Source organism: Pseudomonas sp. PDM10, assembly GCF_014852295.1.
Classification (GTDB): Bacteria; Pseudomonadota; Gammaproteobacteria; order Pseudomonadales; family Pseudomonadaceae; genus Aquipseudomonas.
Genome location: NZ_JACVBJ010000001.1, coordinates 229397 through 254263, shown reverse-complemented (window position 1 = coordinate 254263; position 24867 = coordinate 229397). Strand labels below are relative to the sequence as shown.

Sequence of the window (24867 nt, the reverse complement as noted above, 5' to 3'; positions counted from 1 at the left end):
GGGATTGGGTTGGTGGGTACATATCCGTTTCTGCGGTGATGGCTGATTACGGTTTCGCTTTTACAGCGAGTCACTTTCGAAAAGCGCGAAAGTAACCAAAGCGCTTTTGCCCCGCCATTCGGTGCCTCGCCTAGGCTCGGCATGCCCTCACTCCGGCATTGCTCCGGGGGCCCGCCGCCATCGGCCATCCATGGCCGGGGGCGGCTACCGCGGCATCCTTGCCGCGGTGCCCCCTACGCAACGCCTGCGTTCGGCCTCTGGGAAAGGGGCAGGCAGATCTAGATCAAAAGCCAAAGCCAAAGCCAAAGCCAAAGCCAAAGCCAAAGCCAAAGCCAAAGCCAAAGCCAAAGCCTAGCGCGGTATCTGTGGGAGCGAGCCTGCTCGCGAAAAACGTCCGGACACCTCGTTCATTCAGACAGCACGCGTTATCGTTCACGTCTTTCGCGAGCAGGCTCGCTCCCAAAGGGGAATGCGTACGCTTGAAGAGACAGGCCGGCCGGTAGGCCGCCTCGCGTTGCTTTTGCGGTACTCGCCCCCTCGGGAGGCCGAGTGGAGGTTCTGCGCAGTGGGCAACCCGGCATGGATGCCGGGTTAGCCGCCCCCGGCCATGGATGGCCGATGGCGGCGGGCCCACGGAGCAGGACCGGAGCGAGGGCATGCCGAGCCACAGCGAGGCACCGATCGAAAGGGGCAAGAGCCCTTGGTTACTTGGGGCTTTTCCAAGTGACCCGCTGTAAGAGCGGAACCATAAGCAGCCGTGACCGCAAAAACGGATATACACCCAATCCCCGCTCAATAAGACGACGAAGGGACTTTAAACCCTGGACGTTAAAGCTAGTCTGAAGAATAAGCCGTACAAAGGCTGCCACCGGCGATTGCCGGACACTGACACTGCCTGCCACGAGCAGGTGCGCATTGAGGTCACTATGAAAATCCGCGAGCTTGCCCATCACTGGGAAGAAAACGCCAAGGGTCGCCTGACCGACACCGGATACTCGATTCATCTGGATGTGGAGGCCGCCGCACGGCTGGCAGCCATTATCGAGATGTACCCCAAACGCCAGCCCGAAGAACTGCTCGGCGAACTGATCGGCGCCGCCCTGGAAGAGCTCGAAAAAAGCTTCCCGTACGTCAAGGGCTCGACCGTCGTGGCCACCGACGAAGAAGGTGATCCGCTGTACGAAGACATCGGTCCGACTCCCCGTTTTCTCGCATTATCCCGTCGTCATTTGCACGATTTGTCGGCCGTCGACGACAAACAGAAACACTGAATTTGCGCTGAACCTGTGGGAGTGGCGGTGCGACGATTCGACTTGCTCGCGAAAGCGGTGCGTCAGTTAACATTTGTTTCAACTGAGACGGATTCTTCGCGAGCAAGTCGAATCGTCGCACCGCCGCTCCCACATTGGCGTGCATTTCCCTTCGACAATTGCGTACTCCCGACCCTATAGCGAGTCGGGAATACCGCTTCGCATCGCCAAAATACCCAAGTTAGAGCCTTGTCCGTTCGGTCAAAGTTTTTCGGGCAATGGGCCATATTCTCTGAACTTTCGAAAAACGCCACGGGTCACACCCATTAACCACGCCTGGGATGGCCGTTTCAAAACACCCACGGAAATTGAAGGTTGCGGCTCCATACCCAGGATGGATTTTTAAGTTTTTCAGGAGTTATTCCAATGGAGTTGAAGACCATGAAAACCCGAACTGCCAAATCCTCGTTCCCCCCTCTGCGTAGCCTGAAACTGGCTGCACTGGCCATCGGCAGCAGCCTCGTTCTGGCCGGTTGTGCCGGTAATCCGCCAAGCGAGCAATTCGCCGTGACGGAATCGGCGGTCAACAGCGCCGTCAGTGCCGGCGGTACCGAATTCGCGGCAGTGGAAATGAAGTCCGCGCAGGACAAGCTCAAACAAGCCGAAATCGCCCTGCACGACAAAAAGTATGACGAAGCCAAAGTCCTGGCCGAACAGGCCGAGTGGGACGCTCGCGTGGCTGAGCGCAAAGCCCAGGCGATCAAAGCTGAACAGGCTGTGAAGGACTCTCAGAAAGGTGTTCAAGAACTGCGTCAGGAAAGCCAGCGCACCGTTCAATAAACGGCCGGCACGACGCACTTCTTACTCGATTAAAAGGACGAAACCATGACCCGTAAACAATTGATGATCCCTGCCCTGCTGGCCGCAAGCGTTGCACTGGCCGCCTGCTCCACGCCGCCGAACGCGAACCTGGAACAGGCCCGCAGCAACTACACCGGCCTGCAAACCAACCCGCAAGCCAGTAAAGTCGCGGCGCTGGAAACCAAGGAAGCCAGCGATTACCTGGACAAGGCCGACAAGGCTTACCAGGACAAAGAAGACCAGGCCAAGGTCGATCAACTGGCTTACCTGACCAATCAACGTGTTGAAGTGGCGAAGCAGACCATCGCCCTGCGCAACGCCGAAGCCAATCTGAAAAATGCTTCCGCGCAGCGTGCCCAGGCTCGTCTGGATGCCCGCGACGCGCAGATCAAGCAATTACAGGACAGCCTGAACGCCAAGCAGACTGATCGCGGTACCTTGGTGACGTTCGGTGATGTGCTGTTTGCCACTGACAGGGCTGACCTGAAGTCCAGCGGTCTGGTGAATATCAACAAACTGGCGCAGTTCCTCTCGGAAAACCCTGATCGCAAAGTGATCGTTGAGGGCTACACCGACAGCACGGGCGCCGCAAACCACAACCAGTCGCTGTCCGAGCGACGTGCCGGTTCCGTGCGCATGGCACTGGTGAAAATGGGCGTTGATCCGGCGCGCATCGTGGCGCAGGGTTACGGCAAGGAATACCCGGTGGCCGAGAACAGCAGCGTCTCGGGCCGTGCGATGAACCGTCGGGTGGAAGTGACCATTTCCAACGACAACCAGCCGGTGATCCCGCGTTCGGCGGTCAGCTCGAACTAAGCATCGCCTGCTGAAACACAAAAGCCCCGCCTGATCTGATCAGGCGGGGCTTTTCTATACTTGGGTGCGGTTGCCGTTCGTCGCTCCTGTTATTTCTGACAGTAGATAGACTCGGCTGGATGGATTGATAGTTTCCCAAAGCCATTTAACAAGCCTAGGTGGAATCAATCCATGAAACTGCTCGCCGTGTGCCTGGCGTTATGTCTGATGCACATTCAGCCAGTATCAGCGCAAACCAGCACTGCCCCTCAAAAAAGCGGCACAGCTGTCTCCGGGATGAACAGCAATACCACCGATGACGGCTTCGGCTATCGAGACGATGATGCCGTGCCCAGCGAAGATCTGGAATTAAACGCAGCCATCAGCCAACGTCCCATGGTTGGTAAGAAAAAAGCGCTGCTAGTAGTAGGTCACTGGAACAACGGCTACAGGTTCGATACTGCGAAACTCTGGAAACAAACCTTTTCTGACGACCCACTCTCATTCCGGTCCTATATCCGGGCGGCGTCGGGAGGGAAACTTCTACTTGAAGGGCAAATGATCTCAGCCGAGTTCGGAATACAAACTTGTGGTCTGGGAGCGGTATGGCGATTGGGAGACGCAGCAGCAAAGGCGCAAAACATTGCCTACGACTATCTCGTCACTGTCGTTGATTGTGGTGGTGGCGCAAGCGCTTACGTTCCAGGTAATACGATGGGCGTCTATGGCGCGCCCAACACAGCCCATGTCTTCAATCACGAGTTTGGGCACAGTCTGGGTTACCACCATGGGGGGACTTATATCAATTGCCCGAAAACCGGTGTGACAGTCTTTGCTCCCGAGCAATGCACAGTCATCGGCTACCGCGACACCGGCGACTCGGTATCAGGTGGCAATACGCTGTATCCCGCTCATAATCGCTGGTATTCCGGATGGCTCGATGACTCACAAGCAGCTGTCATCAGCCAGACAGGACTCTACCGTTTGACAGCCCTGGGAACTCCAGGCCCTCAATCGTATGTCATCAATCGCCCCACCAGCCCTACGCAGATTGCTCTGGAGTTCAGGCAACCGACCCCTTTCGACGGTTTCTCCGCGGACGATAACCGCGTGACTGGCGTATGGATCAGGTACACCAACATGGGAGGTACAGTTTCCAACATTCAATTGGACGCTACACCGCAAACAGCATCAACGAATGACCCGACGTTACAGCCAGGCCAGGTACTGGAGGATACGACCGCTAAAGTCAAAGTCGCTGTATGTACGGCAGACAAGGCAGGCGTGACGTTGGCTGTTGCCTTCAACGATGTACGACTACCCGACTGCACGACAACAGTTCCTGCCCCGACAATCGACACACCGGCGCAAAATGCCCAAACCGGATTCAAACCAGTCATTGCCGGGACCGGGTGGCCTGGAGCCGTTATCCAGATTACCGACGCTCAAAATCCAAATACCACGATGACAACGACTGCGGATGCTCACGGACGATGGTCTATAAGCCCTGCGACCAACCAGTCCCAGGGGAACCACACGATCGCGGCTCTTCAGGTCTTCGGCAACAGCAAGGCAATCGTATCGGCAGCTCGAATGTTCAAAGTCATTGACCTGGTAGTACAGCCTCCAGTCATCGAAACGCCGGTGGCCAACTCAGCCAGCGGAGCCAACCCACAGCTGTCGGGAACGGGGATTCCAGGGGCTCACATTCGCGTGGTGCAAAGTGGCCTTCAATACAGCGTGCTGGCTGAAACCACTGTAGATGCCTATGGCAAATGGAACGTAACAAGTACCTGGACGCTGCCTCCCGGACCTTTTTCGATAAGTGCATGGCAGCAGATCGACGGCAAGCGCTCCGGATGGGCAGTCAATCGCCCTTTTACAGTGAATAAGTAATCAGTGCAGCCGATGCGGCGAGGAGGCTTTCCCCCTCACCACAATGGATCATCATCGACAAATACATCCGGCGTTACTGCTCGAGCTTCTGCGGGGTTTCCTCGCCCATGCAGCGCACCGCTTTTTTCTTGTTGTTGACCAACACGCCGCTCAGGCCTTTCTGTTCGGTGTCGAACATCACCAGCACGCCATCGATGCACTGCGCGACTTGCGAGGCCGGTTCCAGGGAGACTTTGTAGTCTTCGCCCGGCACCGTCTTGAGCATGGTGAAGTCGCTGAGCAGCAGCGCATCTTCGGGTTTGGCGAAGTGCAGGTAGCCGTAGAACCACAGGGCTCCGACAGTGCCGAGGATGCTGCAGATACCGGTGATGATCAGCGGGATGGCGTTACGTTCTTCACTCATTGCGGACTCTCTGGTGGTTCATCTTCAGAATTTTTCGGCGCCGGGTAATTCGGGACTTCACCCAGGCGGCGCAGACCGTTGAAATGCTGCGGGTCATCGAGAAAACGCAGCATGACTTTGCGCCAGACCGGGTCGGCGAACGTCTGCACATGACCACCACGGGTCAGTTGCAGCACCCGCGGCGGCGGCGCAGCTTGATACAGACGGATGCCGTTGGAAAGGGGCACGATCGGATCGTCGATGCTGTGGTAGATCAGTTTCGGCACGCCATTGAGTTGCGCCATGGAGTTGATCGCGCTATCACCGTCCGGCACCAGCCAGGACAGCGGCACCTGGAACGTCCAGAAAACCCATGAGTTGCTCAACGCAAAGCGACCGACACTGCGGTAACTGGCGGGTACGCCGTCGAGGACGAAAGCCTTGAGTTGCTTCTGCCGTTCGGGGTGTTGAACGAGATAGTGAACGGCCATCGAACCGCCGAGGCTCTGGCCGAGCAAGATCAGCGGCTTGCCCTTGACCTCCGGCGCCTGGTCGAGCCATTTGAACGCGGCGTCGATGTCCTGATAGATCGCCGGCAAACTCGGTTTGCCTTCAGACAGCCCGTAACCGCGATAGTCCACCAGCAGCACTTGATACCCTTCTTTCGGCAACCACCAACTGCCCCCTAGGTGCATGGGCAGATTGCCGCCGTTACCGTGCAAATGCAGCACCGTGCCTTTGACCTCGACCCCTTGTTTGGCCGGCAACCACCAGCCGTGCAGCTTGAGGCCATCGGCGGTGGTCAGGGTGACGTCACGGTATTCGAGTTTGGCTTTTTCCGGGGTGAACAGCTGGCCGGGCTCGGGGTAGAACAGCAGCGAGCTGCAGCCGCTCAAAGTCAGCAGCAGGCAAAAAATCCCGAGGAATCTCATCCGATGAAACCTCGCAAAAATTGAAGTGATGATCGTTCCCACGCTCCGCGTGGGAATGCCGCCATGGACGCTCCGCGTCCTCTGTGACGCAGAGCGTCACGGGATGCATTCCCACGCAGAGCGTAGGAACGATCTGTATCAATCACAGGATATTGGAGTAATCCGCTTCGATCCGGTCCAGGCTCAGGTGATTGAGGAAGTTGGAGAAGCACATCCACGCCGACAGCGCGTTCAGGTCACGGAACTGATCTGGCAAATACTTCGGAGGCACCACCAGCCCTTCGTCCACCAACTGGCGCAAGGTGCGCATGTCCTCCAGCGTGGTTTTGCCGCAAAACAGCAGCGGTATCTGCTCAAGCTTGCCTTTACGCACGGCCAACTGAATGTAGTTGTAAACCATGATAAAGCCCTTGAGGTAGGACAAGTCTTTGGTAAATGGCAGACCTGTCGGCACCGAGCCACGGAACACCCGACTGGCATTGCCGTAGCTTTCAGCCATCTCAAAGCCTTGCTCGCGGAAGAACTCGAAGATCTGCAGGAAGTCCGCGCCCTCCTCCACCATGTGAATGGCGCGGGTGCGATTGGTCAGTTTGCGCAGGCGGCTCGGGTACGAGGCAAAGGTGATGATTTCCATCAGGATCGCCAGGCCTTCCTGAGTCACCGTCGACGAGGGCGGGCCTTTGGAGAGGAAGGTGCAGATCGGCTGGTTCAGACCATTAAGCGTGGTCCCCACATGCACCAGCCCTTCGTGGACTTCCAGAGCGCGTACGTCACGGTCGTTGAACATCGCGTCGGCGCGGATCTTGATGTAGTCGGCGCCGGCCGCCGCATCGGCGACGATCCCGTCGGACTCGAATACGCGAATGGTTTCCTCGGCCTCACCGAACACCTTGTTCAAGCGGGTTTGCAGCAGGTGGACGGCTTCCTTGGCGGTGAGGAGTTTCGGTTCGTCCTTCAGATCGCCACGGCCATCGATGTTGTTCAGGTAATCCGAAAGCATCAGGCCCAAGTCGGAAAGGGTCGGATCGCCGGCGTGGAACGCGTCGGAAGCGGCACCGTAAAGCTCCTGTGAAATCAGCCCGAAATCCTCGGTGCCGCGCGCTTCGAGCATGCGCACCACCATCCGGTATTCCTTGCACATGCGGCGCATGATCTGGCCGACCGGGTTGAACTGACCAAGCTGACGGGTGATGTCGCGCTCGATGTTCTGGAATTCCAGCTTCACCTTGCTGGAGTCGAACGCCAGCGGCCGGTTCAGGTAGTAATCGCGGTCCACCGCCGGCATTTCCTTGCCCTTGGCCTTGAGGAAACCCTTGCGGATGTTGTCGTCCCACTTCACCGCATCCAGGACGCGAATCGGCGTCTGCGCCAGCACAATGCGATCGGACAAAATGCGTATCGACTGCTGGTAATCGTCCACCCGAAACTCCTGTAGAAAAACCGTTTACGTGCTGGGGTTATTTGGCTTTGGCCAGGCGCTGATAGCGCACGGCCTCGACGAACACATCGGAATTGGCCGGGTCATCAAGGTAGGCGAAGACCTGGTCCAGATTGTTGTTGATCAACACGCCGTCGCCGTCGTCGGTCTGGAAGCCTTCGCCGTTGAGGACTTTTTGCCTCAGGGCCTGGTTGATCTGCTCGAGATCGAGGTTATAGACCACCAGCTCATGCTTATCGGTGAGTTCAAAACCCAAGAGCGTGAAATGCCCACCGAATTGCGCCGGCACCTTGGCCGACAGGTACCAGCGACTGCCATGGCGAGTCACCGTGAAGGGACAGGCTTCACGCTCCTTGGGTTTAGCCTTGAAGTAGCTGACGGCCTGATAGTGATTGTCGCCCAGGCGCGTCAGCTCCAGATTGAGCGGCTGGCCCCAGGCGTTGGTGCTGGTCCATTTGCCGAGTAACCCTTTAGGCGCGGGCTCGCTCGAGGGCAGCGGCTCCTTGAAGGTCACCAGACAGCCGCTGAGCAGCAGGAACGACAAGGCGATCACAACGACACGCCAGGCTTTCATTCAACACTCCCTATGAACACACGCAATCCTCAAGTGAGCACCGACTCCCCTTGTGGGAGCGAGCCTGCTCTCGCGATAGCGGTGTGTCAGCCAACATCAATGTTGAATGTTAAACCGCTATCGCGAGCAGGCTCACTCCCACAGGAGGTGTGGCGCCCACCAGGGTTATACCGACGCCAATACCAAATGCATGTAGCGAGTCAGGATGCCGAGCATTTCGGCTTCGGCGACAGGCTCGGCGTCGTTGAGCAGGCCCTGATATTCCATCCGTCCGATAATCGCCGTCAACACTTTGGCATCCTGTTGTGGCTCGCGGGAACCCAACACCTCGAAAAAATGGCAGGTGCCTTGCAGAAGAATTTGCTGATGCGAGCGCACCAACACCGCCAGGCGCGGGTTCAACAGGGCTTCCTGACGGAACGCCTGCTCGGCCATCAAGTGTTCGCGACGGTTGTGCAATTGCCGCTGCACATAATCGGCGGTCAGCCGCGCGATATCGTCGGCCAACTGTGAACGGGACTCGGGGCTGCCATCGCCATAAGCAACCATCTCGCGCAGCAGGCCTTCGTTGCTGGCCCACAACTTGGCCATGAACGCCGCGCTGCGTTCCACGTATTGGGCAAAGGTATCGGTGAGCAGGTCATCGATGTCCTTGAAATAGTAAGTGGTGGCCGACAGCGGCACACCAGCCTCGGCGGCCACCGCGCGGTGACGCACGGCCCGCACGCCATCGCGCACGACAATGCGCATCGCCGCATCGAGAATGTCCTGTCGACGCTGCTCACTGCCCTGTCGGCTAGCCTTGCGACCCTGGTACTGAACACTTTCAGCGACCGCAGTGGCGACGTCCGCTGCACCCTCTTGAGCAATTGCACGGTTCACGACAGGTATTCCTCTCTTACTTGAAAAGTAACCAATTGATACGTTTGTACCAGACAGGCAATAAAAAGCCGCCTGTTTTAGGCGGCTTTTTTATCGAAACACTTACGCTTGTGGCCGCATGTGCGGAAACAGGATCACGTCGCGGATCGACGGGGAGTTGGTCAGCAGCATCACCAGACGGTCGATGCCGATACCTTCACCGGCCGTTGGCGGCATGCCGTACTCCAGCGCGCGAACGAAGTCGGCGTCGTAGTGCATGGCCTCGTCGTCGCCGGCGTCCTTGTCAGCCACCTGCGCCATGAAGCGCTCGGCCTGGTCTTCCGCGTCGTTCAACTCGGAGTAGGCGTTGGCGATTTCGCGGCCACCGATGAACAGTTCGAAACGGTCGGTGACGTTCGGGTTGTCGTCGTTACGACGGGCCAGCGGCGACACTTCGAACGGGTATTGCGTGATGAAGTGCGGCTGCTCCAGCTTATGCTCGACCAGCTCTTCGAAAATCATCACCTGCAATTTGCCCAGACCTTCGAAGCCCAGCACCTTGGCGCCGGCCTTCTTGGCGATGGCGCGGGCCTTCTCGATATCAGTCAGGTCGTCAGCGGTCAGCTCAGGGTTGTACTTGAGGATCGAGTCGAACACCGACAGACGCACGAACGGTTCGCCGAAGTGGAACACTTTGTCGCCGTAAGGCACGTCGGTGCTGCCCAGAACCAGCTGCGCCAGCTCGCGGAACAGTTCCTCGGTCAGGTCCATGTTGTCTTCGTAGTCGGCGTAAGCCTGGTAGAACTCCAACATGGTGAATTCAGGGTTGTGACGAGTCGAAACGCCTTCGTTACGGAAGTTGCGGTTGATCTCGAAGACCTTTTCAAAACCACCGACCACCAGACGCTTGAGGTACAGCTCAGGCGCGATACGCAGGAACATTTCCAGGTCCAGCGCGTTGTGGTGAGTCTCGAACGGCTTGGCTGCCGCGCCACCCGGAATGGTTTGCAGCATCGGCGTTTCCACTTCCAGGAAGTCACGCTGCATCAGGAAACTGCGGATGTGCGCAATCACTTGCGAACGTACGCGGAAGGTCTGGCGCACGTCTTCGTTGACGATCAGGTCAACGTAACGCTGGCGATAGCGCTGTTCGGTGTCGGTCAGGCCGTGGTGTTTGTCCGGCAGCGGACGCAGGGACTTGGTCAGCAGGCGCACTTCAGTCATTTCGACGTACAGGTCGCCCTTGCCGGAACGCGCCAGGGTGCCAACGGCTGCGATGATGTCGCCCATGTCCCAGGTTTTCACCGAGGCCAGGGTTTCTTCGGACAGGGTTTTACGGTTGACGTAGACCTGAATGCGACCGGTCATGTCCTGGATCACCATGAACGAGCCACGGTTGAGCATGATGCGACCGGCAACCTTGACCGGAATCGCAGCCTCTGCCAGCTCTTCCTTGGTCTTGTCCGCGTACTGTTTCTGCAAGTCTTCGCAGTAGTTGTCGCGGCGGAAGTCGTTCGGGAAGGCATTGCCCTTGGCGCGCTCGGCAGCCAGCTTTTCCTTGCGCAGGGCGATCAGGGAGTTTTCTTCCTGTTGCAGGGCTTGCGGGTCGAGTTCTAGGTCGCTCATGTCTTTAAAAATTCCATCACAGGTTCGTTGCCCCCACCGGTGGCAGGGGACTTGAGGTCTTGACTGGCGGTTTACAGGCCTTGTTTCAGGCTGGCCACCAGGTATTCGTCGATGTCGCCGTCGAGCACCTTGTCGCAGTCACTGCGTTCGATGTTAGTGCGCAAATCCTTGATTCGCGACGCATCGAGTACATACGAGCGGATCTGGTGACCCCAGCCGATGTCGGACTTGGTGTCTTCCAGGGCCTGGGACGCGGCGTTACGTTTCTGCACTTCCTGCTCGTACAAGCGCGCCCGCAACATTTTCATCGCGGTGTCTTTGTTGGCGTGCTGGGAGCGTTCGTTCTGGCAGCTGACCACGGTGTTGGTCGGTACGTGAGTAATACGCACGGCCGAGTCGGTGGTGTTTACGTGCTGACCACCGGCACCGGAGGAGCGGTAGGTGTCGATGCGCAGGTCCGACGGGTTGATGTCGATTTCGATGTTGTCATCGATTTCCGGCGACACGAATACGGCCGAGAACGAGGTGTGACGGCGGTTGCCGGAGTCGAACGGGCTCTTGCGCACCAGACGGTGCACGCCGATCTCGGTCCGCAACCAGCCAAAGGCGTATTCGCCCTTGATGTGCACGGTCGCGCCCTTGATCCCGGCGACTTCACCGGCGGACAGCTCCATGATGGTCGCGTCGAAACCGCGTTTGTCGGCCCAGCGCAGGTACATGCGTAGCAGGATGTTGGCCCAGTCTTGAGCCTCGGTGCCTCCGGAGCCGGCCTGGATGTCCAGGTAGGCGTTGTTGGCGTCCATCTCACCGCTGAACATGCGACGGAATTCGAGTTTTTCCAGGGATTCGCGCAAACGCTCGACTTCGGCAGCGACGTCGTCGACGGCGGCCTGGTCTTCTTCTTCGGCGGACATCAGCAGCAGGTCTTTGGCGTCGGCCAGGCCTGTGTGCATTTCGTCGAGGGTTTCGACGATCTGAGCCAGCAGGGACCGCTCGCGGCCCAGCTCCTGAGCGTACGTCGGGTTGTTCCAGACAGACGGATCTTCAAGCTCGCGATTGACTTCAGTCAGACGCTCATGCTTTTGATCGTAGTCAAAGATACCCCCGAATAGTTTCGGAGCGCTCGGACAGGTCCTTGATACTGTTAAGGATCGGGTTGATTTCCATGGCGGGCAGCACTCGTTGGCGAACTTTTGAAAGCCGGCGAGTATAACGTAATCAGGCTGTCACGGCAGCCCGCCTGGCGGCTTTAGCGGGTTCTTTATCGGGCTTGAGATCGCTGAGATCGCTCCCCCTCACCCTGACCCTCTCCCCAAGGGGCGAGGGGACTGACCTAAGTGTCTTGCGAAATACTGCGACCTGAAAATTCCGAGTCGAACTCAGGTTCTGAAAATCCCCCGATCGGCTCCCTTTCCCACTCTCCCCCGTGGGGAGAGGGTTGGGGTGAGGGGTGGACTCAAGCTACAACACAGATACCAACCAGCCCTTTCACTCAATCCCGACCTGATTACGCCCATTGTTCTTCGCCAGGTACAGCCCCTTGTCCGCCGCCAGGATCAATTGACGGCAATCGCCGCCCGGTTGCGGGGTCATGGTCGACAGGCCGATGCTGATGGTCAGGCTCGAACCTTCGGCCGGGAAAATATGCGGAATCTTTAGCGAAGCCACCGTCTGGCGCAGTTTTTCCGCGACCAGTCGCGCGCCGCCCGGCGAAGTATTGGGCAGCACCAGGGCGAATTCTTCGCCGCCGTAACGGGCCGGCAGGTCCGAAGGTCGGGCGCTGGCATCACGAATCGCCGTGGCCACTTTGCGCAGGGCTTCATCGCCTTCAAGGTGGCCGAAGCTGTCGTTGTAGGACTTGAAGTAGTCGACATCGATCATCAGCAGCGACAGTTGACTCTGGTCGCGCAGCGAACGGCGCCACTCAAGCTCCAGGTATTCGTCGAAATGCCGGCGGTTCGACAGCCCGGTCAGGCCGTCTGAGTTCATCAAGCGTTGCAGCACCAGGTTGGTGTCGAGCAACTGCTGCTGGCTGACCCGTAGCGCGCGATACGCTGCGTCACGCTGCAGCAACGTCATGTAGGAACGCGAGTGGTAGCGGATGCGCGCCACCAGTTCGATGTTGTCCGGCAACTTCACCAAGTAATCATTGGCCCCGGCCGCAAACGCCGCGCTCTTGATCAGCGGGTCTTCCTTGGTCGACAGGACAATGATCGGGATGTCCTTGGTCGCCGGATGGTTGCGGTACTCGCGCACCAGACTCAAGCCGTCAAGACCGGGCATCACCAGATCCTGGAGGATCACTGTCGGTTTGATGCGGATCGCATGGGCGATGGCCTGGTGCGGGTCGGCACAGAAGTGGAAGTCGATGTTATCTTCGTTCGACAACCCGCGGCGCACCGCCTCGCCGATCATTGCCTGATCGTCCACCAACAACACCATGGCGGCGTTTTCGTCGGTTTTGAAGTCGTCGAGCTGTAATTCAGTCATGGGCAGTCACCTGAGTACTACTTGGGCCAGATTGCTGTGAAAAGTGTTCATTTGGGGAAAATTTCCAGCAACCGTGGCGCTATCTTTTCCAGTGGGCGAATCTCCACAGCGGCGTCGATGGCCGCTGCCGCCTTCGGCATTCCGTACACCGCACTGCTGTTTTGATCCTGAGCGATGGTCAGGTAACCCTGTTGGCGCATGAGTTTAAGCCCCTGTGCGCCATCGCGTCCCATGCCGGTGAGCAAAACACCCACGGCATCGCCGTTCCAGTAACTGGCCACGCTCTCGAAGAACACATCGATCGAGGGCCGGTAGATTTCGTTGACCGGTTCGGCGGTGTAGGCCAGCGTGCCGTTTTTCAACAAGCGAATATGGTGGTTGGTGCCCGCCAGCAGCACCACGCCGGCCTGCGGAGGCTCACCTTCCTGGGCCAGGCGCACATCCAGGCCGCTGGCGCTGCTGAGCCATTCGGCCATGCCGGCGGCGAACACCTGGTCCACGTGCTGCACCAGAACGATGGCGGCCGAAAAATCTCGCGGCAACCCCTTGAGCAATACTTCCAGCGCAGCCGGCCCACCGGCGGATGAGCCAATGGCGATCAAGCGCTGGCGCGAACCGGAACTGCGCAGCGGGCTCGGGGCGGCACGCTCCCGATTACCCCGGTCACCGATTAGCCAACCGATGTTCATGATCTTGCGCAGTAACGGGGCCGCTGCCTCTTGGGCATTGCCGGCACCGATGGCCGGCGTATCGACCACATCCAGCGCGCCGTGGCCCATGGCCTCGAACACCCGATGCACGTTCTGCTCGCGGTCGACCGTAACGATGACAATCGCGCACGGCGTCTCGGCCATGATCCGCCGGGTCGCCTCGATGCCATCCATCACCGGCATGATCAAGTCCATCAGAATCAGATCCGGCGTATTTTCAGCGCAACGCTGCACCGCCTCGGCCCCATTACTGGCGACCCAGACCACCTCGTGTGCCGGCTCGAACGCCAAGGCGCGGCGTAGAGCCTCTACCGCCATGGGCATGTCATTGACGATCGCTATTTTCATACACGCGCTCCTCCAATGAGCTCAACCACCGCGTCAAGCAGGGCGTCGTCATGAAAACTGGCTTTGGCTAGATAATAGTCGGCTCCAGCGTCCAGTCCACGGCGACGGTCCTCTTCACGATCCTTGTAAGACACCACCATCACCGGAAGGGATTGCAGGCGATTGTCCCGACGCAACAAAGACACCAGTTCGATACCATCCATGCGTGGCATATCGATGTCAGTGATCAGCAGGTCGAAATCCTCCGATCGCAAGGCGTTCCAGCCATCCATCCCGTCCACCGCCACTGCCACGTCGTAGCCGCGATTGAGTAGCAACTTGCGTTGCAGCTCACGTACGGTCAGCGAATCGTCGACAACCAGAATCCGTTTTCGAGCCGCTTCAACCGCCTGGTGGCCTTGGCGGGCAATACGCTCAAGACGCCCGGTATTGAGCAGTTTGTCCACCGAACGCAGCATGTCTTCGACGTCGACGATCAGCACCACCGAACCGTCGTCGAGCAAGGCCCCGGCGGAAATGTCCTGCACCTTGCCCAGACGCTCGTCCAGCGGCAAAACGACCAAGGTCCGCTCGCCGATAAAACGCTCGACCGCCACGCCGTAAATCGCCTCGCGCTCGCGAATCACCACCACTTTGAGGGTTTGCTGACTGTTCTGACCCGCCGGACGCTGCAACAGCTGACTGGCCGCGACCAGCCCGACATGCCGGCCTTCGTGCCAGAAATGCTGACGGCCTTCGACCTGGACAATGTCCGCCGGCTCCAGATCGCACATCCGTTCGATGTGGGCCAGCGGGAAGGCATACGCCTCGTCACCGACTTCCACCACCAGACTGCGCACCACCGACAGGGTCAGCGGCACCTCGAGATGGAAACGACTGCCCTCGCCCGCCACCTGCTCCAGCACGACCGCGCCGCGCACCTGGCGGACCATGTGCTGGACCGCATCCAGTCCGACGCCGCGCCCGGAGACTTCGGTGACCGTGTCGCGCAGGCTGAAACCCGGTAGAAACAGGAAGGTCAGCAGCTCTTCTTCACTCAATTGCGCGGCGGTTTCGGCCGGGGACAACTGGCGCTCGATGATGCTGCGGCGGACCTTTTCCAGATCGACGCCATTGCCGTCATCACTCAGTTCCAGCAGCAACAATCCGGCCTGATGGGAAGCGCGCAAACGGATCAGGCCTTCAGCGGGTTTACCCGCCAATAGCCGTTGCTCCGGGGATTCGATGCCGTGATCCACGGCATTGCGCAGCAGGTGGGTCAGCGGCGCTTCAAGCTTTTCCAACACGTCGCGGTCGACCTGGGTTTTCTCACCCTCGATCTCCAGCCGCACCTGTTTGCCGAGGCTGCGACCAAGGTCGCGGACCATGCGCTCTTGCCCGCTCAACACATCGGCAAACGGCCGCATGCGGCAGGCCAGCGCGGTGTCGTACAACACTTGCGCCCGCTGACTGGCCTGCCAGGCGAACTCATCCAGTTCGGCGTTCTTTTCCACCAGCAATTGCTGAGATTCAGCCAGTAGCCGACGAGCGTCTTCGAGGGCTTCCTGTGCTTCCAGACTCAAGGCATGTTCCTTGAGGTGGACGTTGAGGTTTTCCAGGGCCCGCAGGCCCTTGTTCTGCATACGCTTGAGGCGTTGCATGGTGGCCAGGTGCGGTTTGAGCCGCAGGGTTTCCACCAGGGATTTGCTCGACAGATCAAGCAGGCTGTTCAGGCGTTCGGCCGTGACCCGCAGCACCCGCTCGCCGTTTTCGGTGGTGCGTTTAGTCTTGGGCGTTGGCTCGGCGGGCGCTGCCGGGGGGGCGTCGGTGGCGGCCGGCATGGGCGGCTCAACCTTGGGCGTCGGCGGTTCCAGCTGAAGTTCTGCCATCGGCGGCGCGATGGGGGTAGCCACCATGTGATCAAGCAGCCGTCCCATCAAGACGACGTAAGCTTCGATATCCGCAGGCGCCGGAGCGTTGTTCGGCGTCGCAATTCGCATCAGCAGATCGGTGCCTTGCAACAGTGCATCAATGTATTCGGGCCGAAGGTACAGGCGCCCTTCCTGGGCGCTGACCAGGTAATCTTCCATCACATGGGCGACGCTGACCCCGGCATCGACGCCGACAATCCGCGCCGCGCCCTTGAGCGAGTGGGCCGCACGCATGCACGACTCGAGGTAATCGGCCTGGGTCGGATCGCGCTCGAGCGCCAGCAGGCCGGCGCTTAGCACCAAGGTCTGGGCCTCGGCTTCCAGACTGAACAGTTCCAGCAAAGAGGCGTCGCGCATTTGCTCGGGGGTCATGTAAGGCTCCGGGTCACGGCGGACAGCAGCTGTTCTTCATCCAGCCAACGCAGGCTGCGACCTTTGAATTGCAACACGCCACGGGTGTATTTGGCGCTGGCCTGCGTGCCGGAGCGGGACGCCGCCTCGAGGACGCGTTCGTCGATGGCGTGAATCCCGTCCACTTCATCCACCGGCACCACCACCGGTCCGCCGTGGGCAGCGATGATCAGCATCCTCGGCATGACCCGTGCGCCGGTCGCCACGCTGCTGGCGCCGTCGAGCGCCAGTAATTCCACCAGCGACAGGCACGCCACCAACGCGCCGCGCACATTGGCCACGCCGAGCAAGGCCCGGGAGCGTTGGTGCGGCAGGGAATGAATCGCTTGCAGCGGCGCCACTTCCACCAGACTGCGAGTGGCCAGGGCCAGCCATTCTTCGCCCAGACGGAACATCAGCAGCGAACGGGTTTTCACCTCGCTCTCGACCGCCGTGGAGACTTGCCCGCGGTCTTCCTGTTGTAACGCGTAGCGGTCGAGCAAGCGCGTCGCCGCGGCCGAATACACCGCGCAATTGCGGCAGTGAATGTGATCGCTCAGTAGCGGGCAGGACTTGTCGCCGTGGATACCGATGCGGTTCCAGCAGTCATCGATGGCCTGGGCATCTTGATGGGTGAGGCTAAAAGTGTCGGCGGCGATCATCGGTTACGCTCACTGTCAGCGGCGCGCTCACTGCGGGCGGCGCGGTCCTGCAATCGTCTGGCTCCCGCCGTGTCGCCCAGGGATTGCAGCAACGCCGCCAGGTGCATCAACGCGTCGGGATGGTGCGGGTCGAGGTACAACGCCTTGCGATAAAAACCCTGAGCCTCAAGGACTCTGCCGGCGACATCGCTGAGCAAGCCCAGCCAGTAGAAGACTTGGGCCACAGGTTCATGACTGCGCAAATAGCTATCGCACGCGGCGCGGGCCTCGGCACTTTTGCCTTCGTTGGCCAGCGCGGCGATGTTCGCCAGCAGTGCGGCGGTGTCCGGGTTGGCGACTTTCGTCACGACAGGCAGCGGCGCCACCGTTGCGAAGGGTCGATTGCGAACGGGCGGCGGTGTCACGCTGCGCACCGCTTGGTGCACGGGCAGAGGCGTCGGAACGAACGTCGCAATGGGCGCAGGCTCTGGTGTGCTCTGACGACTGAACGCAAAGGACTGCGGGATGCCGATCGAACGCATGCCGAAACGGCCGAGCAAACTGCCCTCGGCCGGGCCGATAAACAGCACGCCATCCACATGGGTCAAACGCTTGAGCACTTCGAACACTTGCTGCTGGGTCGGCTGATCGAAATAGATCAGCAGGTTGCGGCAAAACACAAAGTCATACGGCGGCTCGTTGGCCAACAATGTCGGATCCAGCAGATTGCCGACCTGCAGACGCACTTGTTCGAGCACTCGCCCGCTGAGGCGATAGCCCTCGCCTTCGGCGGCGAAATGCCGGTCGCGAAAGGCGATGTCCTGACCCCGAAACGAATTCTTGCCGTACAGCGCGCGCCGGGCTTTTTCCACCGACAACGGACTGACGTCCATGCCTTCGACCTTGAACTGGTGCGGCTGTAACCCGGCATCGAGCAACGCCATGGCGATGGAATACGGTTCTTCACCGGTGGAACACGGCAGGCTGAGAATCCGCAGTGCGCGCATGTTGTTGATGTCGTTCAGGCGTTTGGTGGCCAGTTTCGCCAACGTGGCGAAGGATTCCGGGTAACGGAAAAACCAGGTCTCGGGGACAATCACCGCTTCGATCAACGCCTGCTGCTCGTCCTGCGAACCCTGCAAGGTGTGCCAGTACTCATCGGCCGTCAGCGCATTGGATGCCGTGCTGCGCTGGCGCACCGCACGCTCGATGATCGCCGGGCCCACCGAGGTCACGTCGAGACCGATGCGCTCTTTGAGAAAATCGAAAAACCGTTGATCACTGCTCATGGCCGCTCCTCAAACAGCGCCAGGTCCAACGGCTGCGACGGAAACAGCAGCGCGCGAACCTGATCGTCGAGCAAGTCGGCAACCCGCACCCATTGCAGCAAACCCTGAGCATCTTCACGCACCGGCCCAAGGTACGGCGCCTGACGATTGTCCAGGCCATAGGACTGAAAATCCGCCGGGTTGCAGCGCAAGGTATCGGTGGCCTGTTCCAGAATCAGCCCGAGCAATTGCGCCTCAGCGAATTCATCCGGACGGTAATTGACCAGTACCAGGCGGGTGCTGGTGCGGGTCTGCGCCGGCTGGCCGAACGTCAGCGCACTGAGGTCGATCACCGGCACCACCGCGCCGCGGTAGGCGAACACCCCGGCCACCCAGTCCGGCGCCCGGGGAATCGGTTTCAACGGCAGACGCGGCAGCACTTCCGCCACCTCGATGGCCTGCAGGGCATAGCGCTCGTTGCCGATGCGGAACACCAGAAACAATGAGTGCAGCGCCGGCTTCACGGCGGTGCGTTTGGCCGTGGGTTCGCTCATCAGACTTTAAATCGCGAAACGCCACCACGCAGCCCTACGGCCACCTGGCTCAATTCGTCGATGGCGAAACTGGCCTGGCGCAGGGACTCGACGGTCTGGCTGCTGGCATCGCCCAACTGCACTAGCGCGTGGTTGATCTGTTCGGCGCCCGTGGCCTGGGCCTGCATGCCTTCGTTGACCATCAACACCCGCGGCGCCAGCGCCTGAACCTGATGGATAATCTGCGACAGCTGCTCGCCGACCTGCTGCACCTCGGACATGCCGCGGCGCACCTCTTCAGAGAACTTGTCCATGCCCATCACCCCGGCCGACACCGCCGACTGGATCTCGCGCACCATCTGCTCGATGTCGTACGTGGCAACGGCGGTCTGGTCCGCCAGACGCCGCACTTCGGTGGCGACCACGGCAAACCCGCGGCCGTATTCACCGGCCTTTTCGGCCTCAATCGCCGCGTTGAGCGACAGCAGATTGGTCTGGTCGGCGACCTTGACGATGGTCACGACCACCTGATTGATGTTGCCGGCCTTCTCATTGAGGATCGCCAGTTTGGCGTTGACCAGATCGGCCGCGCCCATCACCGAGTGCATGGTCTCTTCCATCCGCGCCAGGCCTTGCTGCCCGGAACCGGCGAGCACCGAGGCCTGATCGGCGGCGGTGGAGACTTCAGTCATCGTGCGCACCAGATCCCGCGAAGTGGCCGCAATCTCACGGGACGTCGCGCCAATTTCGGTGGTAGTGGCGGCGGTTTCGGTGGCGGTCGCTTGCTGTTGCTTGGAGGTGGCAGCGATCTCGGTCACCGAGGTGGTGACCTGCACCGAGGAGCGCTGGGCCTGGGACACCAGGGACGTCAGCTCGGTCATCATGTCGTTGAAGCCGGTTTCCACGGCGCCGAACTCATCTTTACGATCAAGGTTCAGGCGACTGCTGAGATCGCCGGTACGCATTATTTCGAGGATCTGCACAATGCGGTTCATCGGCGCCATGATTGCGCGCATCAACAAAAGACCACAGAGGCCGGCGACCAGGACCGCGACCAGCAGGGAAATGCCCATGATGACTTTCGCGGTGTCCACAGCGTCATCGATGTTCGCGATTTCCTGGTCGGCCACCGCTTTGTTTTCGCGAATGATGTCATTGAGCTTCATGCGACCTGCGGTCCAGGCCGGAGTCAGTTGCTCGTTGAACATCTTGATGGCTTCAGTTTCCTGATTGCGCTTATGCAAATCGACCACGGCCGCCAGGACCTTGTTGTAATCACCATGGAGTTTTTCAAAAGCGGCGAACTCAACCTTGTCTTCGTCCGTGGTGATCGTGCCTTGGTAGTTAGTCATCTGCTCTTGCAGACGCACCTCGAAGTTTTTGAAGTTTTCGGCCTCTTCAGCGCTGAAGCCCTGCCCCTCTTTGAAGCCCAGCATTTCCTGGGTCCGCAGGTAAGTGTCGACCCAGGCACTGCGTACCATCGAGCTGTAATACAACCCGGGTAGTGCGTCTTCACGAACGCTGGCTTCGCTGGTTTCGATCTTCAACAGCCGCGAATACGACACGACGACCATCAGCAGCATGATGGCGATAATCACCGCAAAGCTCGCCAAGATGCGTTGGCGCAACGTCCAGTTCTTCACAGTCAGTCCTCGAGGGGCGGTTGAAATGTTGCGGAGTATAGCTGAGGGTGTTTCATTTATAAGACGGTGGGATGAGTTCTGGGAGACTTTGCGCCAGATCGGGAGCCAGGTACCCGTGATGAATCGGAAGAAAACGGGCCATTGGACTCTGTAGCACTGTTGAAAAAATGCCCTGGTCAGAGCGCAACCCGAAGCTCCATGAGCCGATTTTAGGTGACTCATCTTGGTTTTATATAAAAACCATTCAATCGATTCCAAGATACGATAAAAAACTGTCATTTATGTCAGTAGCACTTTAAGCCCGAACTTCCGGAAACTCGAGTTTCAAAACTTGAAAGGAATTCGTCATGCCTGCTCTTTCTTATGCCGATGTTGTAAAAGATCTAAAAGCCTCCACAGGCACAATAAATGTTATGCAAGACTCAAAAGAAATATTCAAAAGTGAAAGGGTCTACTACGGACTTCACGGGAGTACGAGATTCATCATCGGATACGAAGGCCAATACAGGCAGGTAGCGCTTTGTGCCCCGAAGGATCTGGAAGATGGCCTCCATACCGTGGTCTATCCAGAGGACTTCGCCCAGCTTCCTGATTCCCTGAAATGGACCGTGGACGTAAATGGCGTCAATCGGGAAATTGAAAAAGGCACGCTAACTGTTACTTTCGGACTGGAAGGTGAATCCGCCGAAGGCAGTTACCACGTTACATTAAAGGGAAGTAATGAAGAGGTCGGCGGAAACTTTAAAATGTCCAATCCTTGGTAACACTATCCCTCATCGGGGATGACAGCATTAGTTGCCTTCTTAAGCCCAATCTAAAACTAAACAACCCCCATCAGTGATACAGGAAAGCACTGATGGGATTTGTTGTAAGCGACCCGATCAGGCGACCGATAACGACGCCTGCCTGACTTGCTTCTCCAACTCAGCCTTCAACCCCGGCTCAAGCTTCAACTGACGCGCCAGTTCATCCAGGTAGGACTTCTCCATGAAGCTCTCCTCATCCACCAGCATCACGCTGGCGATGTACATCTCTGCGGCCATTTCCGGCGTACTCGCGGCGCGGGCGACGTCGGCCGGGTCCAGCGGTTTGTTCAGTTCGGCGTGCAGCCAGTGCTGCAACTCCTGATCGTTATCAAGCTTGGTGAATTCACCTTCAATCAGCGCACGTTCCCGCTCATCGACATGGCCATCAGCTTTAGCGGCTGCCACTAATGCTTTGAGAATCGCCTGACTGTGCTGTTCAACTTGCGCCACCGGTAAGCGGTCGATGGTTTGCGGTTCAGTCTTCGCCGCGGTGCCCTGCTGGGCCTGCCAGTTGCCATAGGCCTTGTAGGCAATCACGCCCAACGCAGCCAGGCCGCCATAAGTCAGGACCTTGCCGCCAACACTGCGCCCTTTCTTGCTGCCCAGCAGCAACCCCATGGCCCCCGCTGCCAACGCACCGCCCCCCGCGCCCGACAGCAAACTGCCGAGGCCGCCCGAACCGCCGCTGCCGCCGAGCAATCCGCCCAAACCACCGCCGGAGGTCTTGTTTTGTGAGCCGCCGGCCTTGTTCTGCAACATGTCCTGACCGGACTTGAGTAGCTGATCGAGCAATCCACGCGTGTTCATTTGCCGCCTCCAAAAAAGGGGTTAACCGGATCAATAAGGCCATCAGCCTAGATCGAAAGTGCCCGGCATTCGGGGGCGAGAGTGCTTCGAGATGTTGCGCAGCGCCGCTCAGCCGACCGCAACCCTTCAGAAAAATGGATATACACTCAAACAAATCTATAAAAACCGCCCACCGGTACTTTCTCCATGATGACCTTGCGTCAGATCCGTCATTTCATCGCCGTGGCCGAGACCGGCTCGATCTCCGCCGCCGCGCAAACCGCGTTCATTTCTCAGTCCACCTTGACCCTGGCCATCCAGCAACTGGAACAGGAAATCGGCGTCGGCCTGTTCAACCGCCACGCCAAGGGCATGACGCTGACCCACCAGGGCCACCAATTCCTACGCCAGGCGCACCTGATTCTGGCGACGGTGGACAACGCCAAACGCAGCCTGCAGCAGAGTACCGATCAGGTCGCCGGGCAGTTGATCATAGGTGTGACCAGCCTGGTGGCCGGTTATTACCTCGCAGACTTGCTCACCCGTTTCCAGCGCGCCTACCCCAACGTCGAGATCCGGGTGATGGAGGACGAGCGCCCTTACATCGAGCATTTGCTGGTCAGCGGCGAGATCGATGTCGGCGTACTGATCCTCTCCAACCTCGAAGATCGCCACGCCTTGCAGACCGAAGTGCTGACCCACTCGCCCCATCGGTTATGGCTGCCAGCCCAACATCCGCTGCTGGAACACGACAGCATCAACCTCGCCGACGTGGCCCGTGAGCCGTTGATTCAGCTGAACGTCGATGAAATGGACCGCAACGCCCAGCGCATGTGGACAGCGGCCTCCCAACAACCGCGCATCACCTTGAGAACGGCGTCGACGGAAGCGGTGCGAAGCCTGGTGGCAGCGGGTTTGGGCGTGTCGATCCAGCCCGACATGACTTATCGCCCATGGTCACTGGAGGGCGACATCATCGAAGCGCGGCCGATTGCCGACCTGAGCCAGACCCTCGACGTCGGCCTGGCCTGGCGTCGGGGCACCGCGCGCCCAGCGCTGGTGGACCCATTTCTGACCGTCGCCCGCGAGCAGCCCCACGGCGGGCGCAAGCCATCTATTTAATCGAACGCCACCTTCAGTATTTAGTATTTGTCGACCTCGGGTGCGGCGCCTAGTCTTGGTACATCTATAAGACAGCCGCGCCCCAGTCACAGGGAGCAGCATGGCCACACAAGAAAAGAGAACCCGAAAAATGGCTGGCGCACAGACCCCGTTGTTCACCGCGTTGTTGATCGATGGCGAATTGGTTGCGGGCCAGGGGTTTGTCGAACCGATCCTCAACCCGGCCACCGGGGAAGTGCTGACGCACATCGCCGAAGCCAGCACCGAGCAAGTCGAAGCCGCGATCCTCGGCGCCCACCGCGCCTTTGCCGGTTGGTCGCGGACCACGCCGCAACAACGCTCGAACCTGCTGCTGGACATCGCCAACGCCATCGAAAAACAAGCCGACCTCCTCGCCCGCCTCGAATCCCTGAACTGTGGCAAACCGTTGCACCTGGCGCGTCAGGATGACTTGAGCGCCACGGTCGATGTGTTCCGCTTCTTTGCCGGCGCCGTGCGTTGCCAGACTGGCCAGCTCAGCGGCGAATACCTGCCGGGCTATACCAGCATGGTTCGCCGCGATCCGATTGGTGTGGTGGCCTCGATTGCGCCGTGGAACTACCCGATCATGATGGCCGCGTGGAAAATCGCCCCGGCCCTGGCCGCCGGCAACACACTGGTGTTCAAGCCGTCCGAACACACGCCGCTGTCGATTCTGGCCCTAGCGCCCGCGCTGGCCGAGATTCTGCCGCGCGGTGTGATCAACATCATTTGCGGTGGCGGTGAAGGCGTCGGCAGCCACTTGGTCAGTCATCCTAAAGTGCGCATGGTGTCGTTGACTGGCGATATCGTCACCGGGCAAAAAATCCTGCAAGCCGCGGCGAAAACCCTGAAACGCACTCACCTCGAACTCGGCGGCAAGGCGCCGGTGATCGTCTGCAACGATGCGGACATTCAAGCCGTGGTCGAAGGCGTGCGCACTTATGGCTACTACAACGCCGGCCAGGATTGCACCGCGGCCTGCCGCATTTATGCACAGGCCGGGATTCATGACCGCTTGGTGGCCGAACTCGGCGCAGCGGTCAGCAGCCTGCGCTTCGCCGGCAAGCGCGACGCCGACAACGAGATCGGCCCGCTGATCAGCACCCGCCAGCGTGATCGCGTGGCCAGTTTCGTCGAGCGCGCCCTCGGCCAGCCACACATCGAACGAGTGACCGGCGCGGCAGTGCATTCCGGTGCCGGCTTCTATTACCAGCCAACTTTGCTGGCCGGTTGCAAGCAGACTGATGAGATCGTCCAGCGCGAAGTGTTCGGGCCGGTGGTCACCGTGACCCGTTTCGATCAGCTCGAACAAGCCGTGGACTGGGCCAACGACTCGGAATACGGCCTCGCCTCCTCGGTTTGGACCCAGAACCTGGACAAGGCGATGCAGGTGGCAGCGCGCTTGCAGTACGGCTGCACCTGGATCAACAGTCATTTCATGCTGGTCAGCGAAATGCCCCACGGCGGCCTGAAGCGTTCGGGCTACGGCAAAGACTTATCCAGCGATTCGCTCCAGGACTACAGCGTGGTGCGGCACATCATGGCCCGCCACGGCCAGCATCTCTGACTACGCTTATAACAAGC

The 24867-nt window shown here is 59.4% G+C and carries 22 protein-coding genes; 7 read left to right on the top strand and 15 right to left on the bottom strand.

The genetic code is table 11. The features are described from left to right. The first annotated feature begins 926 nt into the window (after positions 1–926). From IB252_RS01190 to IB252_RS01175, 4 genes are all read left to right on the top strand, one after another. A complete protein-coding gene (locus IB252_RS01190; RefSeq protein WP_008156734.1) occupies positions 927–1271 on the top strand; it encodes a hypothetical protein in 345 nt (114 codons plus the stop codon). A 405-nt stretch (positions 1272–1676) separates the two neighbouring features. Further along, a complete protein-coding gene (locus IB252_RS01185) occupies positions 1677–2090 on the top strand; it encodes a DUF4398 domain-containing protein (protein WP_111451410.1) in 414 nt (137 codons plus the stop codon). A 45-nt stretch (positions 2091–2135) separates the two neighbouring features. Continuing rightward, positions 2136–2927 (top strand): OmpA family protein, encoded by a 792-nt coding sequence (locus IB252_RS01180; protein ID WP_111451409.1) that lies wholly within the window; start codon positions 2136–2138, stop codon positions 2925–2927. Between the two features lie 171 nt (positions 2928–3098). Next, positions 3099–4802, top strand: coding sequence for a transposase (locus tag IB252_RS01175; protein WP_192406340.1), 1704 nt, complete (start codon positions 3099–3101; stop codon positions 4800–4802). Between the two features lie 73 nt (positions 4803–4875). Here the strand turns inward: IB252_RS01175 and IB252_RS01170 are convergent, their stop codons facing one another. The 14 genes from IB252_RS01170 to IB252_RS01105 form a co-directional block, all read right to left on the bottom strand. After that, positions 4876–5205 (bottom strand): hypothetical protein, encoded by a 330-nt coding sequence (locus IB252_RS01170; protein ID WP_111451408.1) that lies wholly within the window; start codon positions 5203–5205, stop codon positions 4876–4878. Next, on the bottom strand, positions 5202–6116 hold the full coding sequence (locus tag IB252_RS01165) for an alpha/beta hydrolase (protein WP_192406339.1): 915 nt from the start codon (positions 6114–6116) through the stop codon (positions 5202–5204). Before IB252_RS01165 ends, IB252_RS01170 begins: the two co-directional genes overlap by 4 nt. A gap of 142 nt (positions 6117–6258) precedes the next feature. Then, on the bottom strand, positions 6259–7536 hold the full coding sequence (locus IB252_RS01160) for a flavohemoglobin expression-modulating QEGLA motif protein (protein WP_074879795.1): 1278 nt from the start codon (positions 7534–7536) through the stop codon (positions 6259–6261). Between the two features lie 37 nt (positions 7537–7573). Beyond that, positions 7574–8128, bottom strand: coding sequence for a hypothetical protein (locus IB252_RS01155; protein ID WP_192406338.1), 555 nt, complete (start codon positions 8126–8128; stop codon positions 7574–7576). A gap of 165 nt (positions 8129–8293) precedes the next feature. Continuing rightward, on the bottom strand, positions 8294–8998 hold the full coding sequence (locus tag IB252_RS01150) for a TetR/AcrR family transcriptional regulator (protein ID WP_033053548.1): 705 nt from the start codon (positions 8996–8998) through the stop codon (positions 8294–8296). Between the two features lie 114 nt (positions 8999–9112). Next, on the bottom strand, positions 9113–10615 hold the full coding sequence (gene lysS / locus IB252_RS01145) for a lysine--tRNA ligase (RefSeq protein WP_111451404.1): 1503 nt from the start codon (positions 10613–10615) through the stop codon (positions 9113–9115). Positions 10616–10686: 71 nt separating this feature from the next. Continuing rightward, positions 10687–11782 (bottom strand): peptide chain release factor 2 gene (gene prfB / locus IB252_RS01140; protein ID WP_111451403.1). Its coding sequence is split into 2 segments (ribosomal slippage): positions 10687–11709 and positions 11711–11782, totalling 1095 coding nucleotides; the frame shifts between segments, so codons are not numbered across the junction. 321 nt (positions 11783–12103) lie between these two features. Next, on the bottom strand, positions 12104–13105 hold the full coding sequence (locus tag IB252_RS01135; RefSeq protein ID WP_192406336.1) for a response regulator: 1002 nt from the start codon (positions 13103–13105) through the stop codon (positions 12104–12106). A 47-nt stretch (positions 13106–13152) separates the two neighbouring features. Continuing rightward, positions 13153–14163, bottom strand: coding sequence for a chemotaxis response regulator protein-glutamate methylesterase (locus tag IB252_RS01130; RefSeq protein WP_192406334.1), 1011 nt, complete (start codon positions 14161–14163; stop codon positions 13153–13155). After that, positions 14160–16445, bottom strand: coding sequence for a hybrid sensor histidine kinase/response regulator (locus IB252_RS01125; protein WP_192406332.1), 2286 nt, complete (start codon positions 16443–16445; stop codon positions 14160–14162). The genes IB252_RS01130 and IB252_RS01125 overlap by 4 nt, the downstream gene beginning before the upstream one ends. Next, entirely contained in the window at positions 16442–17125 is a 684-nt protein-coding gene (locus tag IB252_RS01120; protein WP_111451399.1) for a chemotaxis protein CheW, read from the bottom strand. Before IB252_RS01120 ends, IB252_RS01125 begins: the two co-directional genes overlap by 4 nt. After that, positions 17122–18393 carry a CheR family methyltransferase gene (locus IB252_RS01115; RefSeq protein ID WP_192406331.1) on the bottom strand — a complete coding sequence of 424 codons (1272 nt, stop codon included), beginning with the start codon at positions 18391–18393 and terminating at the stop codon, positions 17122–17124. The genes IB252_RS01120 and IB252_RS01115 overlap by 4 nt, the downstream gene beginning before the upstream one ends. After that, positions 18390–18926 carry a chemotaxis protein CheW gene (locus IB252_RS01110; RefSeq protein ID WP_192406329.1) on the bottom strand — a complete coding sequence of 179 codons (537 nt, stop codon included), beginning with the start codon at positions 18924–18926 and terminating at the stop codon, positions 18390–18392. The genes IB252_RS01115 and IB252_RS01110 overlap by 4 nt, the downstream gene beginning before the upstream one ends. Next, positions 18926–20548, bottom strand: coding sequence for a methyl-accepting chemotaxis protein (locus tag IB252_RS01105; protein WP_111451396.1), 1623 nt, complete (start codon positions 20546–20548; stop codon positions 18926–18928). The genes IB252_RS01110 and IB252_RS01105 overlap by 1 nt, the downstream gene beginning before the upstream one ends. A gap of 347 nt (positions 20549–20895) precedes the next feature. Between IB252_RS01105 and IB252_RS01100 the strand changes: the two genes are divergently transcribed. Next, a complete protein-coding gene (locus tag IB252_RS01100; RefSeq protein WP_192406327.1) occupies positions 20896–21312 on the top strand; it encodes a hypothetical protein in 417 nt (138 codons plus the stop codon). A 117-nt stretch (positions 21313–21429) separates the two neighbouring features. On the opposite strand, the gene IB252_RS01095 is transcribed toward IB252_RS01100, so the two are convergent. Next, positions 21430–22161: a tellurite resistance TerB family protein gene (locus IB252_RS01095; RefSeq protein WP_111451394.1), complete on the bottom strand. Its 732-nt coding sequence runs from the start codon at positions 22159–22161 to the stop codon at positions 21430–21432. Positions 22162–22347: 186 nt separating this feature from the next. Here IB252_RS01095 and IB252_RS01090 point away from each other — a divergent pair, with 186 nt between their 5' ends. Both IB252_RS01090 and IB252_RS01085 read left to right on the top strand, forming a co-directional pair. Further along, a complete protein-coding gene (locus tag IB252_RS01090; protein ID WP_192406326.1) occupies positions 22348–23262 on the top strand; it encodes a LysR family transcriptional regulator in 915 nt (304 codons plus the stop codon). A gap of 100 nt (positions 23263–23362) precedes the next feature. After that, positions 23363–24850 carry a gamma-aminobutyraldehyde dehydrogenase gene (locus IB252_RS01085; protein ID WP_111451393.1) on the top strand — a complete coding sequence of 496 codons (1488 nt, stop codon included), beginning with the start codon at positions 23363–23365 and terminating at the stop codon, positions 24848–24850. Positions 24851–24867: the final 17 nt, after the last annotated feature.

Bases quoted from the DNA above. Each gene is read 5' to 3' on its own strand.
- IB252_RS01190 (WP_008156734.1), top strand. From the start codon at position 927: ATGAAAATCCGCGAGCTTGCCCATCACTGGGAAGAAAACGCCAAGGGT.
- IB252_RS01185 (WP_111451410.1), top strand. From the start codon at position 1,677: ATGGAGTTGAAGACCATGAAAACCCGAACTGCCAAATCCTCGTTCCCC.
- IB252_RS01180 (WP_111451409.1), top strand. From the start codon at position 2,136: ATGACCCGTAAACAATTGATGATCCCTGCCCTGCTGGCCGCAAGCGTT.
- IB252_RS01175 (WP_192406340.1), top strand. From the start codon at position 3,099: ATGAAACTGCTCGCCGTGTGCCTGGCGTTATGTCTGATGCACATTCAG.
- IB252_RS01170 (WP_111451408.1), bottom strand. From the start codon at position 5,205: ATGAGTGAAGAACGTAACGCCATCCCGCTGATCATCACCGGTATCTGC.
- IB252_RS01165 (WP_192406339.1), bottom strand. From the start codon at position 6,116: ATGAGATTCCTCGGGATTTTTTGCCTGCTGCTGACTTTGAGCGGCTGC.
- IB252_RS01155 (WP_192406338.1), bottom strand. From the start codon at position 8,128: ATGAAAGCCTGGCGTGTCGTTGTGATCGCCTTGTCGTTCCTGCTGCTC.
- lysS (WP_111451404.1), bottom strand. From the start codon at position 10,615: ATGAGCGACCTAGAACTCGACCCGCAAGCCCTGCAACAGGAAGAAAAC.
- IB252_RS01135 (WP_192406336.1), bottom strand. From the start codon at position 13,105: ATGACTGAATTACAGCTCGACGACTTCAAAACCGACGAAAACGCCGCC.
- IB252_RS01130 (WP_192406334.1), bottom strand. From the start codon at position 14,163: ATGAAAATAGCGATCGTCAATGACATGCCCATGGCGGTAGAGGCTCTA.
- IB252_RS01125 (WP_192406332.1), bottom strand. From the start codon at position 16,445: ATGACCCCCGAGCAAATGCGCGACGCCTCTTTGCTGGAACTGTTCAGT.
- IB252_RS01120 (WP_111451399.1), bottom strand. From the start codon at position 17,125: ATGATCGCCGCCGACACTTTTAGCCTCACCCATCAAGATGCCCAGGCC.
- IB252_RS01115 (WP_192406331.1), bottom strand. From the start codon at position 18,393: ATGAGCAGTGATCAACGGTTTTTCGATTTTCTCAAAGAGCGCATCGGT.
- IB252_RS01110 (WP_192406329.1), bottom strand. From the start codon at position 18,926: ATGAGCGAACCCACGGCCAAACGCACCGCCGTGAAGCCGGCGCTGCAC.
- IB252_RS01100 (WP_192406327.1), top strand. From the start codon at position 20,896: ATGCCTGCTCTTTCTTATGCCGATGTTGTAAAAGATCTAAAAGCCTCC.
- IB252_RS01095 (WP_111451394.1), bottom strand. From the start codon at position 22,161: ATGAACACGCGTGGATTGCTCGATCAGCTACTCAAGTCCGGTCAGGAC.
- IB252_RS01090 (WP_192406326.1), top strand. From the start codon at position 22,348: ATGATGACCTTGCGTCAGATCCGTCATTTCATCGCCGTGGCCGAGACC.
- IB252_RS01085 (WP_111451393.1), top strand. From the start codon at position 23,363: ATGGCCACACAAGAAAAGAGAACCCGAAAAATGGCTGGCGCACAGACC.